General features: G+C 64.1%; 11 protein-coding genes and 1 tRNA gene. 5 read left to right on the plus strand and 7 right to left on the minus strand.

Annotated elements, in window-relative coordinates:
- The first annotated feature begins 41 nt into the window (after positions 1 to 41).
- Positions 42 to 117, plus strand: a tRNA-Glu gene (locus tag ACE3S9_RS05450).
- A 683-nt stretch (positions 118 to 800) separates the two neighbouring features.
- Here the strand turns inward: ACE3S9_RS05450 and ACE3S9_RS05455 are convergent.
- The 6 genes from ACE3S9_RS05455 to ACE3S9_RS05480 all read right to left on the minus strand — a co-directional run bounded on the left by ACE3S9_RS05455 (position 801) and on the right by ACE3S9_RS05480 (position 9,520).
- Positions 801 to 3,185 (minus strand): heavy metal translocating P-type ATPase, encoded by a 2,385-nt coding sequence (locus ACE3S9_RS05455; RefSeq protein ID WP_374545426.1) that lies wholly within the window; start codon positions 3,183 to 3,185, stop codon positions 801 to 803.
- A 119-nt stretch (positions 3,186 to 3,304) separates the two neighbouring features.
- A complete protein-coding gene (locus tag ACE3S9_RS05460) occupies positions 3,305 to 3,700 on the minus strand; it encodes a hypothetical protein (protein ID WP_374545427.1) in 396 nt (131 codons plus the stop codon).
- A gap of 85 nt (positions 3,701 to 3,785) precedes the next feature.
- The gene (locus ACE3S9_RS05465; protein WP_374545428.1) at positions 3,786 to 4,199 is read right to left on the minus strand and encodes a hypothetical protein; all 414 of its coding nucleotides are present in this window, start codon (positions 4,197 to 4,199) and stop codon (positions 3,786 to 3,788) included.
- A gap of 19 nt (positions 4,200 to 4,218) precedes the next feature.
- Positions 4,219 to 7,362 carry an efflux RND transporter permease subunit gene (locus tag ACE3S9_RS05470; protein ID WP_374545429.1) on the minus strand — a complete coding sequence of 1,048 codons (3,144 nt, stop codon included), beginning with the start codon at positions 7,360 to 7,362 and terminating at the stop codon, positions 4,219 to 4,221.
- A 5-nt stretch (positions 7,363 to 7,367) separates the two neighbouring features.
- A complete protein-coding gene (locus ACE3S9_RS05475) occupies positions 7,368 to 9,002 on the minus strand; it encodes an efflux RND transporter periplasmic adaptor subunit (RefSeq protein ID WP_374545430.1) in 1,635 nt (544 codons plus the stop codon).
- A 74-nt stretch (positions 9,003 to 9,076) separates the two neighbouring features.
- On the minus strand, positions 9,077 to 9,520 hold the full coding sequence (locus tag ACE3S9_RS05480) for a hypothetical protein (protein WP_374545431.1): 444 nt from the start codon (positions 9,518 to 9,520) through the stop codon (positions 9,077 to 9,079).
- A gap of 255 nt (positions 9,521 to 9,775) precedes the next feature.
- On the opposite strand from ACE3S9_RS05480, the gene ACE3S9_RS05485 reads away from it, so the two are divergent.
- The 4 genes from ACE3S9_RS05485 to ACE3S9_RS05500 are packed head-to-tail and all read left to right on the plus strand — an operon-like array spanning position 9,776 to position 14,323.
- The gene (locus ACE3S9_RS05485) at positions 9,776 to 10,606 is read left to right on the plus strand and encodes a chromate resistance protein ChrB domain-containing protein (RefSeq protein WP_374545432.1); all 831 of its coding nucleotides are present in this window, start codon (positions 9,776 to 9,778) and stop codon (positions 10,604 to 10,606) included.
- On the plus strand, positions 10,603 to 12,006 hold the full coding sequence (gene chrA, locus ACE3S9_RS05490; RefSeq protein WP_374545433.1) for a chromate efflux transporter: 1,404 nt from the start codon (positions 10,603 to 10,605) through the stop codon (positions 12,004 to 12,006). The genes ACE3S9_RS05485 and chrA overlap by 4 nt, the downstream gene beginning before the upstream one ends.
- A 28-nt stretch (positions 12,007 to 12,034) precedes the next feature.
- Complete coding sequence (locus ACE3S9_RS05495) at positions 12,035 to 13,078, plus strand: YncE family protein (RefSeq protein ID WP_374545434.1); 1,044 nt, start codon at positions 12,035 to 12,037, stop codon at positions 13,076 to 13,078.
- Positions 13,079 to 13,096: 18 nt separating this feature from the next.
- Positions 13,097 to 14,323, plus strand: coding sequence for an MFS transporter (locus ACE3S9_RS05500; protein WP_374545435.1), 1,227 nt, complete (start codon positions 13,097 to 13,099; stop codon positions 14,321 to 14,323).
- A 131-nt stretch (positions 14,324 to 14,454) separates the two neighbouring features.
- Here the strand turns inward: ACE3S9_RS05500 and ACE3S9_RS05505 are convergent, their stop codons facing one another.
- Complete coding sequence (locus ACE3S9_RS05505) at positions 14,455 to 14,745, minus strand: PepSY domain-containing protein (RefSeq protein WP_374545436.1); 291 nt, start codon at positions 14,743 to 14,745, stop codon at positions 14,455 to 14,457.
- Positions 14,746 to 15,168 lie beyond the last annotated feature (423 nt).

Here is a 15,168-nt window from a genome sequence, read left to right on the forward strand (position 1 = left end):
TACGTCGCCCCACTTCGCGAGCGGCTCCGCCGGTTCGCCCCGCGCCCATCGTCTAGCGGTCTAGGACGTCGCCCTTTCACGGCGAAAACAGGGGTTCGATTCCCCTTGGGCGCGCCAATAAAATCAAATAGTTATTGGTTGGCGACCTGCTTATCTCCGAAACGTACGGAAATTATACGGAAAATACGCTCTTGAACGCGTGCGAACGCTGGCCGTCAAATGGGCTCGTTCGGCGGCTATTGTTTCTAACCTGAAGACCTCGGCGTCGGAGAGCGTCTTCGCGTTCAAATCCGAACAATTCTCTGCGGACGCCATCGGCGCCGCAGCGTGACCTGCGCGAATGCCACGTCCCACGCCCGGACCCGAGCATGAACATCATCGTCCACCACAACGCCGACTGCGGCAGGTCGCGTAACGTGCTGCTGGACATAACCAGCGATGTTGAACCCTAACGTTTAAGGTCCAACGGCACAGACGGCCGGTAAACGGTCTTAGACCTGAGGACCGGTCTCGGGCGCGCAGCGATCAACCCCAATTTGGCGCTTGGACAGTAGCCACAATCCGCTGGAAGCGACTACGCTATTCGCCTCTTGGTCGCTTTCCGGCGCGGCTTAGCTGCGCAGATATTTGATCAGCGCTGCGATTGCGAGGATGAGTACGACGAACGCAAGCACGCCGAAAACGCTCATGCCCCACATTCCGCCCATCATTCCATTCGAACCCATGATGTCCCGATTCCCTTGCCTGGCTGATCAGTTCAAAATTCCGCCGCCCTCCGGCCGTGTAAACGCTGCCTCTTCTCAGATTTTCGCCCGACGTAGCCGCGCGGCGTTGGTGATGACGCTGACGGAGGAAAGCGCCATCGCCAGGGCGGCGATGATTGGCGAGAGCAACACGCCGAAGAAGGGGTAAAGCACGCCAGCCGCAATCGGCACGCCGAGCGCGTTGTAGATGAAGGCGAAGAACAGGTTCTGGCGGATGTTGCCCATCGTCGCCTGCGACAGGCGCCGGGCCCGGACCATACCGGTCAAGTCGCCCTTGAGCAGCGTGACGCCAGCACTCTCCATGGCGACATCGGCGCCGGTTCCCATGGCGACGCCGACATCGGCGGCGGCCAGCGCGGGCGCGTCGTTGACGCCGTCGCCGGCCATGGCGACGGCCCGGCCGTGAGCCTTGTAGCGTTGCACAACCGCGCTTTTCTGATCGGGCAGAACTTCCGCTTCGACGTCCTCGATGCCTAGCCGCCGCGCGACGGCCTCGGCCGTGGTCCAGTTGTCGCCGGTCAGCATCACGACCTTGACGCCGGCCTCCTTGAGCGCAGACAGGGCCCCGGGCGTCGTTGCCTTGACCGGATCGGCGATCGCGATCGCGCCGGCCAATTGCCCGTCGATGGCGGCAAAAATCGCCGTTGAGCCCTCCGAGCGCAGATCGTTGGCTTCTTTCATCAGCGCATCCGCCGAAACGCCTTCGTCCTGCAGAAAGCGGGCGTTGCCGAGGACAAGGCGCCGCCCTTCGACCCGGCCGATGGCGCCGCGTCCCGTCGGCGAGTCGAAGTCTTCGACAGGCGAGAGGGGCAAGCCTCTTGCTTCGGCTGAAGCGACGATGGCCTTGGCCAGCGGGTGTTCGCTGGCGCGCTCGACGCTGGCGGCGAGACGCAGGACATCCGCCTCTGTGAATCCTGGCGCAGGCACGATCGCGGTGACGGCGGGCTTGCCTTCCGTCAGCGTTCCCGTCTTGTCGACGACGAGCGTGTTGACTTTCTCCATCCGCTCCAGGGCCTCAGCATTCTTGATGAGAACGCCGGCTTGCGCGCCGCGCCCGACGCCGACCATGATCGACATGGGCGTGGCGAGGCCCAGCGCGCAGGGGCAGGCGACGATGAGGACCGCGACGGCGGCGATCAGGCCGTAGGACAAGCGCGGCTCGGGGCCGAAGAGCGACCACGCGACAAAAGCCAGAATGGCGACGCCGATGACGGCCGGAACGAACCAGCCGGAAACGTCGTCGGCGAGACGCTGAATCGGCGCCCGACTTCTTTGCGCTTCGGCGACGAGTTGGACGATCTGCGAAAGCATGGTGTCCTTGCCGACCTTTTCCGCCTTCACGATCAGACCGCCACTCTGGTTGATCGTGCCGCCGATGACATTTGCGCCGGCCTCCTTGGTGACGGGCATGGACTCGCCGGTGACCATGGATTCATCGACCGCGCTGCGCCCTTCGAGCACGATGGAATCAACGGGAATTTTCTCGCCCGGGCGCACGCGCAGACGGTCGCCGGCCACGACCGCGTCGAGCGCGATCTCGTCTTCCGACCCGTCGTCCTCGATCCGCCGCGCGGTCTTGGGCGCCAGATCGAGGAGCGCGCGGATGGCGCCGCTGGTTGTTTCGCGCGCGCGCAGTTCCAGCACCTGGCCGAGCAACACGAGGACCGTGATGACCGATGCCGCCTCGAAATAAACCGCCACGGCGCCCTGTTCATCGCGAAAGGCCGGGGGAAAGGCCTGCGGGGCGAGCGTGGCGACGACGCTATAGCCCCAGGCGACGCCCGTGCCCATGGCGATGAGCGTGAACATGTTGAGCCGGCGCGTCAGGAGCGAGCGCCAGCCGCGTTCGAAGAAGGGCCATCCGGCCCAGAGCACGACGGGCGTCGCGAGAACGAATTGAATAAAGTTCGAGCTGGAATGGCCGAGCATATGGCCCAAGCCGAACAGATGGCCGCCCATTTCCAGAACGAAGACGGGAAGGGTGATCGCGAGCCCGATCCAGAAGCGGCGCGTCATGTCCTTAAGTTCCGCGCTCGGCCCCGTTTCCGTCGCCGCGACGACGGGTTCCAGCGCCATCCCGCAGATCGGGCAGTTACCAGGACCGACCTGGCGTATTTCCGGATGCATCGGACAGGTATAGATCGTTCCCTCGGGAACGGCCGGAGGCGACGCCTTCCGCGACGGTTCAATGTATCGCGCCGGTTCGGCGACAAATTTGCCGCGGCAGCCCGCCGAGCAAAAATGATAGGTCTTGCCGCGAAATTCGGCGCGATGCGGGGACTGGGCCGGATCGACTGTCATGCCGCAAACCGGGTCCTTGATCGCATTAGCCGCCGGCGCGCCGTGATCGCGATGTGCGTCATGTTCGTGTGATGCGCGTCCGGGCCCCTCGTGATTGTGCCCGCCATCGCCGTGAGTCATGGTTTCGCTCCCGCAAATTCAACGCTTTCAGCGAGCTGGCGCGCCGGTGCAGACGCCGGCGCGCCGATTTTCGATTTTCCGGGCAAGGCTTTCGACCGGGCGGCGCGTGGCGTCGCGACTTACTGGTTGGGATGGTGGGCGCTGTGGTCGTCCGGTGCGGCGGGCGGCGGCGCAGCCTTGTCACCGTCGCCGGATTTCTGCCCGCCCATCATGCCACCACCCATCATGCCCCCGCCCATCATGCCGCCGTTCTTCTGCATCTGGGCCATCATCGCGGACATATGATCATGCATCTTCTGCATGCGCGCCTTCATCGCGGGATCGGTCATGTCCTTCATCATGTCGGCCATTTCGGCCCTGACATCGCCCATGCCCTTCTGCAGCGCGCCCGAATTCGACATCATCGGGCAGTTCATGCCGCCCGCGCCTTTGGGCGCGTCGTCCTGCTGGGCGGAGGCTGCAAACGGCAGCGCGATCGCGGCGGAAAGCACGAAAGATCTAATCACCTGTTTCATGTCCGTTCTCCTCGAAAATGGCCATCGGCGCGACGGCGTCGGAGGCCCAAAACGCGTTGAAAATCGTCCGGGCGTCTGTTGGCCCTTACTGGTCGTGGCCGTCCATATGGTCATGTTCCATCGCCTGCGGCATGAATTTGCCCTGAATGGAACTCCCGGTCTGCGTCGTGATCTGTACGGCGCCCTCGAGTTCGGTCGGGAGGGACGCGGGCGCGACGCCGGACAATTTGTTATCGCCGGCCGGTTCGAGCGGAATGCGTTCGGGCTTCCCGCTGACGTCCTTGAAAATCGCGACGCCCTTGAAGCCTGCGGCGTTAACCGCCTTCGCGGAATGATCGTGCATATAGACGTCGAGATTCTTGTCCTTGGCCACGACCTCAACATGGAAGGCGCCAGCGTCGGTCTGCCGACCGCCGTGCTCGCCGATTTTCGTGGCATGGCCGAAAGCGAGCGAAGGCGCAGCGATCAGAACGGCGGCGATGATGGTTCGGCGTTTCATGCGATTTCTCCTGGGTTGATCAAAAGGCGGCCGGTTGAAGAGCGTCCGGCGCTTTCTGGGTGGAATCCTGTTCTTGAGGCTGGGCGACAAGCCGCTCGAAACTCCTGCGGCCGAACATCAGCACGAGCGCCGGCGTGACGAAGGCGTCGAGCAGGGTCGCGCTGACGAGGCCGCCGAAAATGGTGATGGCGACCGGATGCAAGATTTCCTTGCCGGGCGCCTGGGCGTCGAACAGCAGTGGGGTCAAGGCGACGCCGGCGGAAAGCGCTGTCATCAGCACCGGCGTCATGCGCTCGAGCGAGCCCCGGATCGCCAGATCGCGCCCGAAGGGCAGGCCTTCCTGCCGTCCCAGGTTTAGCATGTGGCTGACCTTGAGGATGCCATTGCGCGAGGCGATGCCGGTCAGGGTGATGAATCCGATCATTGAGGCGACGGAGAGCGGCTGGCCGGAGAGGGCCAGCGCCGCGACGCTGCCGATCAGCGCGAGCGGCGCGCCGCTCATGATGATCGCCGCGAAGACCGCCGAGCGATAGCGCGAATAAAGCAGCGCGAAAACCAAGCCGAGCGAGATCAGCGCGAGCAGGCCGATCGTGCGGCTCGCCTCTTCCTGCGCCTGGAATGTGCCTTCGAGACTCGTATAGAAGCCCTGCGGCAATTGCTCCTCGGCGAGCTTCGTTCTGATATCGCCGATGATCCGGCTCATGTCCGCGCCGGGCGCGGCATTGGCGAAGACGACAAGGCGCCTCTTTCCATTGTCGCGGAGGATCTGGTTGGGGCCGTCGGTCTCGCGCACATCCGCGATCTGGCGGGCCGGAACCCAGCCATAGGGCGTCTCAATCAGCAGGTCGCTGAGTGCGCTCGTCGTGCGCAGCCGGTCGTCAAGCCGCACCACGACGTCGAAGCGCCGCACGCCATCAACGATGCGCGAAACGAGCTTGCCATTGGACAGGCGCTGCAGCTGATCGACGACCGCGGCGGGCTGGACGCCATAGAGCGCGGCCCGTTGATAATCCACCGCGATTTCGATTTGCGGAATGCGGACCTGCCGCTCGACCTGAAGATCGACGAGGCCTGGGATCGGCGCGAGCTTTTGGCGAAGCTCTTCGGCGACGCGGATGAGGCCGTCGAGATCGTCGCCGAAAACCTTCAATGCGATCTGGGCGCGGACGCCCGAAAGCATATGGTCGAGCCGGTGCGAAATCGGCTGGCCGATATTGACCGCCATTGGCAACACGCCGAGCCTGTTGCGAATATCGGCCAAGATCTCGCTCTTGCCGCGCTTCGAGGGCTGAAGATCAACCTCGATTTCCGATGAATGAACCCCTTCGGCATGTTCGTCGAGTTCGGCGCGGCCGGTGCGGCGGCCAACCGATTTGACCTCGGGAATTTGCAGCAGCAATTGCTCCGCCGCGAGGCCGACGCGGTTCGAGTCGGCGAGCGTGACGCCGGGGGAGAAGGTGGCGTTGATCGTTAGCGTCCCTTCGTTGAACGGCGGCAGGAAGGCGCGCGGCAGATGGAAAGCCGCAAAAGCGGCGCCCGCGACGGCGAGCGCGGTCGCGACCAACAGCGCAGGGGCATGATCCAGCGCCGCGCCGAGCGTGCGCGCATAACTCGCCTTGAGCTTGCGGACGAGCCAGCCTTCGCGTTCGTCGAGGCGTTTGAGCTTCGGCAGCAGATAATAGGAAAGGACCGGCGTGACCGTGATCGAAACAATCAGGCTCGCCAGGATCGAGATGATATAGGCCTGCCCGAGCGGCGCGAACAGCCGTCCCTCGATCCCCGACAGCGCGAAGAGCGGCACGAAGACCAGGACGATGATCGCGGTGGCGTAAACGATGCCGGACCGCACTTCCTGGCTTGCGCCGACAATCACGTCGAAGGCGCTGCGAGGGCTTCCCGCGAGCCGGTTCTCGCGCAGGCGCCGAAAGATGTTTTCAACGTCGACCACCGCGTCGTCGACCAGTTCGCCGATGGCGATGGCGAGGCCGCCGAGCGTCATGGTGTTGATCGACAGGCCGATCCAGCGGAAGACGATCGCCGCGACGAGGATCGACAGAGGAATGGCGGTGAGAGAGATCGCTGTGGTGCGCCAGTTCAAGAGGAAGGCGAACAGGACCACCGCGACGACTATGATCGCTTCGATCAGGACATGTTCGACATTGTTGATCGAGGTCTCGATGAAATTCGCCTGACGGAACAGGATCTGGTCGGCCTTGATCCCGTCGGGTAGTGAGGGGCCCAGCTCTTGGAGCGCAGCCTCGATGGACTGCGTGAGCTTGACCGTATCCACGTCCGGCTGTTTTTCGACCGAGACGATGACCGCTGGCTTGCCCATATAGCCGGCGTCGCCCCGCTTGGGTTTGGCGGCAAACGAGACGTCGGCGATCTGCTGCAGCCGGACTGGCTTGCCGTTGGGCGTCGCGACGATAAGGTCGGAGAGGTCTTCGAGCCGTAAGGTCCGCGCCAGATTGCGGATCAAATATTCATTCGCATGCTGGTCGGCGAAGCCGCCGCCGGTATTGACGCCGAATTGCGAAAGCGCTTTGTCGAGCTGGTCCAGCGTGATCCCGAGCGCGCGCATGGCGTTGAGGTCGGGCGCGACGCGGAACTGGCGGATTTCGCCACCGATCGGAATGACCTGGGCGACGCCGGGAATGGCGAGCAGGCGCGGCCGGACGATGAAATCGGCGGCCTCGCGCACCGCCATCGGCGAGACGCCGTCCGGCGCCGTCATGGCGAGCAGCACGATCTGCCCCATGATCGAATTGACCGGCCCCATCTGCGGCGTGACATTCGGGGGCAAACGGTCGCGGACCAGCGCCAGCCGCTCCGCGATCTGCTGACGGTCCCGATAAATATCGGTCGCCCAGTCGAATTCGACGTAGACGATGGACAAGCCGACACCGGAGGTGGAACGCACGCGCGTCACGCCGGGCACGCCATTCATCTGGGTCTCGATGACGAAGGTGACGAATTGCTCGACCTCCGGCGGCGCAAGGCCTTCCGCCTCGGTCATGATCGTGACCGTCGGCCGGTTGAGATCGGGCAGCACGTCGACCGGCAGGCGCTGGAGGGTGAAGGCGCCGTAAATCATCAGGACGGCGGCGAGGGCCAGCACGAGCATCCTGTTGCGCAGGGACTGTGAGACAAGGAAGGTGAACATGGCGCTTACCTCACCTGGTCGATGAGAGACGCCGCCTGTGTGACGATGCGCTGGCCTGGCGTCAGGCCGGCGAGCACCAACACATGGTCGCTATCGAGCGGTTCGACCCGCACGTCGCGCGGCGCAAAAAGCTCGGCTCGGACATGTTCGAAGACGACGGTCTGCCCATTGCCACGTCGGACGACGCTTGCGCGCGGAAGCGCGATGCCCTGTTTGGCGCCGCTTGTCGCCGCCGTGACGGTCACGAATTGCCCGAGGCGCAAGTTTTCGGTCGGCGCACGAACGGCGAAATCGACTGGAACAGCCTGATTGCGGTCCGCTAAACCTGCGCCGACATAATCGAGATCAATGGTCTTGCCCTCGGCTGTCCGGGCCGAGGCGGCGGCGCTCAACGCCTTGGGCTCGAAGGCCATGGCTTCGACCCACAGACGCCTGGGATCGACGATCTGAAAAATAACGGCGTTCGCATCGGCGATCTGACCCGCGGCGGCATTGGCGGAAGCGATCACGCCGTCGATGGGCGCGACGAGCGGTTCGGGTTCGCGCCGGCCCGTTTCGATCGTTGCTCGACGCTGGCGAAGGCCATCGAGTTCCAGCCGCGTGTCGTCGAGCGTCGCTTGGGCGACCGTCTGCGTCTTGATCAGCGCTTGCTGACGCGCAAGGCGCCGCTCGACGATCGAGATCTGCTGGTCGAGATCGCCCGCCATCTGGTTCAGCGTCGAGCGGTCGACGGCGAGGAAAGGAACCGTTGAATAAGCGAGGATGTCGCCCTTTTTCACGCTCTGCCCGAGATGGGGGAAGCCCTCCGGCGGCGGCGACAGGCGACCGGCCGTGGCGGCCGTGACGATGCCGCTGGCGTTGGGGTCGGGAATGACTCGGCCGGGGAGTTCGATCGAAGCGTTATGGCTGTCGCTTTGGCTGACTTGTGTCCGGGCGGCCAGAATGCGTTGGCTCGCCTTGGGAATGAACGCCATGCCGTCCGCCGTGACGCCGGGCCGGTCGACAGCGGTGGGCGCGGGGGCGACCGCCTCTTCGTGACCCTCGTGCGCGAAGAGCGAGACGGCGCCGAACAGCGCGACGAGTCCCATTCCAAGAATTGGCGCCCACAGCCGACGGCGGTCGCGGAGCAGGATAGGAACGGCGGCCCCGCCGAACAAGGCGAGTGCCGCGATCCACGGCGAAATCTTGCCGAGGCCCGCGAAATCCGCGGCGGGCGGCGCCTGCGCTGTCTGAGCGTCCGGGACGACCAGAGTCGCGGGCAGGACGTCCATGTCACTGCCAACGACCACCGTGAAGATCAGTTCTGTCCGCCCGGGCCTGGTCGCCCATGGCGCCGGGACGCGATAAATCCCAGGCCCCTGCGCGACGGCCTCGACCGATCCGGTCGGGGTTTCAACGGAAATCGTCGCGCCGTCGACAGGCGCGTTGGTGCCAAAGCGGTCAAGCCAGATCTCCAGCGCATCTCCTTTGGGAACAGCAACAAGCTCGAAAGCCGCGGATTGCGCCTCGGCGCGGGGCGCCACATGGGCAATGGCGGGTCGGGCGGCGTCGTGGTCGTGGCCTTCATGGGCGAACGAAGGCGTCGCGCAGACGAGCGCGCTCAAAAACGCCGCGACGACCGCGGCCAGACGAATGGACATGGAAAGAAGACTTTCAACCAGAACAGCAGGCGGCGGCGCGTCTCGTCAAACGGACGCGCGCCGGTGAAACGCGTTCAGGCGAAGGGTCTAGGCGGCCTCAAAAGGGCGGATGGATCAATCCCCACGGGGGACAGGCCCGATGGCAAGGCAAGCGTTGTGGCAAGGGCAGGAGGAGGAACGACCTGATGTGAAATCGCGTTCAGGCAGACCACGGAACAGCAGCTTGGCCCAGCGCAGCAGCCGCAGGCGTCGCTGGAGCCGTGGGAATTTGGAAGCCCGCTCTCGGTGGCGACAACGATGGGCGCCGGTTGCGGTCGCAATTTCGCCGCGTGAACCGCCTCGCGCCCGGCCAAGCCTTCCAGATGCGTCGGAATAAGCGAGGACGAGATGGCCGCGGCATGATGGCCATGCTCGTGGCCTGAATGCGCTTGGGCTTCAGACGCGCCAAACCCCATCACGACCGCGACGAGCGCCGCCATGACCCAGAGCACGATGCGGGTGTTCCCCAGTTTCGACATTTTCGATCCTGCGCCGACGAAGCTGTATCACGATCAATGGGACTTTTCTAGGACGGCGAGTCCTTTGCGGTTTACGAGGCCTTCTTCTTCCTTAAGGGATTCGCGCGATATTTCGGGATCGCATTTTGGTGGGCGCCCGCCCCTTGTTGACAGCCGTTTGGCGCTTTCCTATATCGTTTTCATGGGGAAGCGCGATCTCCCCATGAGGCGACATGCCCAAGCATCGCGTCACGCTTTTCGGAGCTATGACGTTGCATGTCCGCCTTTCTGACCATTTCCCCCGAAAAACTCCTTCGCCTTCTGGGCGCGCCCAAGGGGCCAGTCCTCGTCGACGTTCGGTCGAACGATGATTTCGAAGCCGATCCAAGACTGATTCCCGGTTCGTTGCGGCGCGACGCCAGCCTGACCGCGACCTGGGCCACAAGTAATGTCGGCCGCGCGGCGATCGTGATCTCCCGCCGAGGCGCCGCGCTCGGTCCTGGCGTGGCAGCCCAGCTCCGAGCGGCCGGCGTCGGTGCGGAAACGCTCGCTGGAGGCTTCGACGCCTGGACCGAAGCAGGCTATCCGACGATCTCCGAAAGCAAACTGCCGCGCCGCGACGCACTGGGACGAACAGTCTGGGTGACCCGGGCGCGGCCCAAGGTTGACCGCATAGCCTGTCCCTGGCTGATCCGCCGTTTCATCGATCCGGAAGCCGTCTTTCTTTTCGTCGCCCCCTCCGATGTCGCGAGCGTCGCCAAAACGTTCGATGCCGTGCCCTTTGACATAGAGGGCGCGTTTTGGGGGCATCGAGGCGAAAAATGCAGCTTCGACGCCTTTATCGACGAACTGGGCCTGCACACCGAGGAACTGATCGGGCTGGCCGAGATTGTGCGCGGCGCCGACACCGGGAGGCCCGAACTAACGCCGGAATCTCCGGGGCTGCTGGCGTTTTCGCTTGGCCTGTCGCGCCTGCACGCCGACGATCACGAACAGCTTGAAGCGGGCATGGCGTTTTATGACGCCCTTTACCGTTGGCGGCGCGACGCGATCGACGAAGCGCATAATCACGACGTGACGCGCCTCAAATCCGGCAAAAAGCCATGAGCGCGCAAGCTCTTTCAAACGGCCAAGAACGATACGGACACGGCGTTTCGCTGGGCGAAGCCTTCCGTGTCTGGCTTCGCATCGCCTTGCTGAGCTTTGGCGGCCCCGCCGGGCAGATCGCGTTGATGCATAAGGTCCTCGTCGAGGAGAAACACTGGGTCAGCGAGACGCGCTTTCTGCACGCCCTCAACTATTGCATGCTGCTTCCCGGTCCCGAGGGACAGCAGCTCGCCACCTATATCGGCTGGCTGATGCACAGCACGCTCGGCGGAATAATGGCGGGCGGCCTCTTCATCCTGCCGGGCATTGCGACCATCATGGCGCTGAGCGTCATCTATGCGCTTTACGGTGCCATTGGTCCCGTCGGCGCGCTGTTTTTCGGTCTCAAGGCGGCGGTGCTCGCCATCGTTGTCGAAGCGGTTTTGCGCGTCGGCAGGCGAGCGCTGAAAAACCGGGTGATGATCGGCATTGCCGCCGCAGCCTTCGTCGCCATCTTCTTTTGCAATATCGCCTTCCCCATCATCATCCTTGTCGCCGGGGCCATCGGCTATTTTGGCGTGCGCGCCGGGCTGCCGGCTTTCCAGCTTTCCGCCGCCCACGGCTCGACCAGCGGCGGGGGCGACCATGAAAGCCTGCTTGGCGAAGAGATTCCCGACCACGCCAAGCGGTCCATGAGGCAGACCATTCGAACGGCTCTGCTCTGGCTCACCCTTTGGCTCGCACCCGTTTTCACCCTGCTCATTGTCGCCGGGGCGGGGAATGTGTTCACGGCGATCGCCGTGTTCTTCAGCAAGATGGCGGTGGTCACCTTCGGCGGCGCTTACGCCGTGCTGGCCTATGTCGCCCAGCAGGCGGTGGAATCCTATCATTGGCTGAAGCCCGGCGAAATGCTCGACGGCTTGGGCATGGCCGAAACGACGCCTGGGCCGTTGATCATGGTGCTGCAATTCGTGGGCTTCATGGCGGCCTATCGCAATCCTGGCGGCCTGTCGCCGCTGCTGTCCGGCGTATTCGGCGGCCTGCTCGCGACCTGGACGACCTTCACGCCATGCTTTCTATGGATATTCGTCGGCGCGCCCTACATTGAGGAGCTGCGCGGGGCGAAGGCGCTGAACGGGGCGCTATCGGCCATCACCGCCGCCGTCGTCGGTGTCATCCTCAACCTTGCCGCCTGGTTCGGGCTGCATTTCCTCTTTCATCAAACCACGCCTGTCCGCGCTTTCGGTCTGTCCTTCGACGCGCCGATCTTTTCCAGCCTCGATCCCTGGGCGGCGCTGCTGTCGCTCGGCGCCGCGCTCGCGGTGTTGCGGTTCAAACTCGGCATGCTGCAAATGCTGGCCGCCTGCGCGGCGGCGGGCGTTGTCCTACATGCAATCGGGCTCCCGCTTGGTGGGCGATAGAAGGAAGCCGATCGGAGGGAGGGACGCCATGCGCCTAGGGATTGGCCGAGGAACCTTGCTTTCCGTAGCGATCATCGTCGGCGCGACATGGCTCGCGACACGCGATCCGGTCCGGTCCTACATCACGACCGCGCTCGCGCTCGACGAAAAGCCAGCCGCAGAGATTGAGCAGTTAAGTCTGGAAGGCGTCATCCCGCTCGGCGCGGTCAAGGGACGCATCGACCATTTGGCGATGGACCTTGGCCGCAAGCGGCTTTTCGTTGCCGAACTCGGCAACAATTCTCTCGCTGTCGTCGACCTTGCGGCAGGGAAGCTGGAGAGGCGACTGAACGGTTTGAAGGAGCCTCAGGGTGTCGCCTTCTCTGAGAAGACGAATAAGCTATTTATCGCAAACGGCGGCGATGGAACCGTGGCGATCGTCAGCGGCGGCGAACTCGCCCGGACGGGCGAAATTTCGCTCGGCGAAGACGCCGACAACATCCGTATCGACAGGGCTGGAAACATCATCGTCGGTTATGGCGCAGGCGCGCTTGCCGTGCTCGATCCGGCGACCGGCGCCAAGATCGCCAATATTCCGCTCGCCGCCCATCCGGAATCGTTCCAGATCGCGCCGGACGGCAGACGCATCTTCGTCAACGAGCCGCGCGCCCTGCGCGTTGGCGTCATTGACCGAGCGTCGGGCCAGGAGATCGCAAAATGGACCGTTCCGGGCGCCGTCGGCAATTTCCCGATGGCGCTCGACGCCGCCGGCGATCGTCTCTTCGTGGTCTATCGCATGCCTGCGCTAATCGCCGCCTTCGACGTCCGCACTGGCGAGGACGCCGGACGATCCCTGACCTGCCGCGATGCTGACGACCTGTTTCACGATGAAGCGCGCCGGCGCGTTTATGTGATTTGCGGTGAAGGCGCCATTGCCGTGCTCGATGCGATAAGCTTGCGCGAAGCGGCGCGCCTGCGGACGAGGGACGGCGCCCGAACAGGATTCTTTTCGCCCGAACTCGACCGTCTGTTCGTCGCGGCCCCGGCAAGAGATGGCGAGGCGGCGGAAATCCGCGTCTATCGTCCACGGTGACCTGAAGTGACGCATCTGATGGAGCCAACAGAAACACTTGCGGCGCCGCCGCGGCGGTCGAACGCTTTAATCGCTCTTTTCAGCGCCCGCGCCCTGCGCGATTTCGGCGACGGTTTTGTCGCGGTCCTTCTGCCGTCCTATCTCATTCGCCTCGGCTTTTCGACGGCCGCGATCGGCATACTGGCCGGCGTGGCGTTGCTTGGCTCGGCGACTCTGGCTCTAGGCGCCGGTTTTCTTGGCGGCCGGTTCGATTATCGTCGCCTGCTTCTGGCCAGCGCCTTCCTGATGGCGGCGACAGGCTCCGCGCTCGCGGCCTTCGACGCCTATGCCGTGCTTCTGGCGATCGCCTTTATCGGCACGGTCAATCCCTCGGGCGGCAGCGCCAGCGCGATTGTGCCGATCGAACATGCCGTCGTCGCGCGCGAGGCGAACGCCGCCGATCGCACCAGGGCCTTCGCGCGCTATAGCCTCGTCGGAGCTCTCGCCGGTTCAGTCGGCGCCCTGGCCTCGGGCGCGCCGGATCTTCTCAAATGGACCGGCCTGTCCGAGCTCGGCGCCATGCGCGCCATGTTCGCGCTTTACGCTGTCCTCGGCCTCGGCGGCGCATTGTTCTACGCGCGTGTGCCGGCGCGCCCGCCCGTCGCCGCGGAGAAGGGCGCCGCCGCTCTGGGCCTGTCGCGCGGAATTGTCTACCGCCTCGCGGCTTTGTTCAGCCTTGACGCCTTCGCTGGCGGTTTCGTCGTCCAATCGCTGTTGGCGCTGTGGCTCTTCCAGAAATTCGATCTTTCGCTTGCGGCGGCGGGCGTTTTCTTCTTCCTGTCTGGAATCCTGTCGGCCTTTTCTTTCCCGGTCGCAGCCCGGCTCGCGGATCGTTTCGGCCTGATCAACACCATGGTCTTCACCCATATTCCGTCGAGTCTGTGCCTGATCGGCGCCGCCTTCGCCTCATCGCTCAATGTGACGCTCGCTCTGTTGCTGATCCGCGCGGCTCTGTCGCAGATGGATGTGCCGACGCGCTCTTCCTATGTGATGGCGGTCGTGACTGAGCCGGAACGGCCGGCGGCGGCGAGCTTCACCTCCGTGCCGCGCAGCCTCGCGGCCTCGCTGAGCCCGGGGCTAGCCGGCGCGCTGTTCGCAGCAGGCGGCGGCGCGGCGCCGCTCGTCCTCTGCGGCGCGCTCAAAATTGCCTATGATCTCCTTTTGTTGCGGCAGTTCCGGGCGCTCAAGGCCCCAGAAGAAGGGTAACAGCTGGTTCAACGCCACGTATGAGGATTGATCCTGTTCTCGTCGGCAGTGGAAGCCTTGTCGTATCAAGTATGCGCCAGCGCCGAGGTTCGCAGCATTGCCGGCGATCACAACGACAACCACGCCGGACTTTAGTCATTTCGCCGGATGGTCTCGTCGACATCGGCGCCGGAGGCCAGGTCGACGAAAAGCACCGCCTCGGCGCCGTTCCTATCTATAGCGTGAAGCTTGCCCCAACCCTCTTTGGTTTCAAGGCCGCGGATTCTGTAACCGTGGTCAATCATGGTGGTCAGCAAGGCGTCTACAGTCCGATAATCGTTGCCTGCCTTAGCCATGCAGAACCGCCCCGTACCCTCCGCTTCGGCAACGCCTGCGGTGGCCACGAGAACGGCGAGACTGGCGAAAATGGTTATCGTGCGCATGATTTTCCTTTCCGTCCGCGCCCGCATTCGTTCGGGGGCGCTGGCGGGAAGTTTGCCGAAGGCGCGATGACAGGCTGCTGACGACTCATGTCAGCGATTTGTCAGCTTCGCTGCGCCACAATTTTTGAAGCGACAACCGTTGATCTGACCGAGAGAGCCATCCTACGCTCGCCTCTGCGCAGGATGGCCCGGGTCGCGAACGTTTCGCCGGGCGCCGGCCCTGCCGGACTCCAGTCACGACAATGATCGGCGTCAGTGAACGGCGCGGCCCGTTCCGCTAATGTCGCATCGCAGGGCCGGAGGTGAATATGAACGCGGCGGCGATCAGAACCATCCTTTTCCTGCTGGCGGTCGGCGCGCTGGCGGCGGGAGGCGCTTTGTCCTGGTTTGGCGATGCGAGGATCGGACATTGGGTCTGGTTCG

Source organism: Rhodoblastus sp. (genome assembly GCF_041915505.1).
Lineage (GTDB): Bacteria > Pseudomonadota > Alphaproteobacteria > Rhizobiales > Beijerinckiaceae > Rhodoblastus.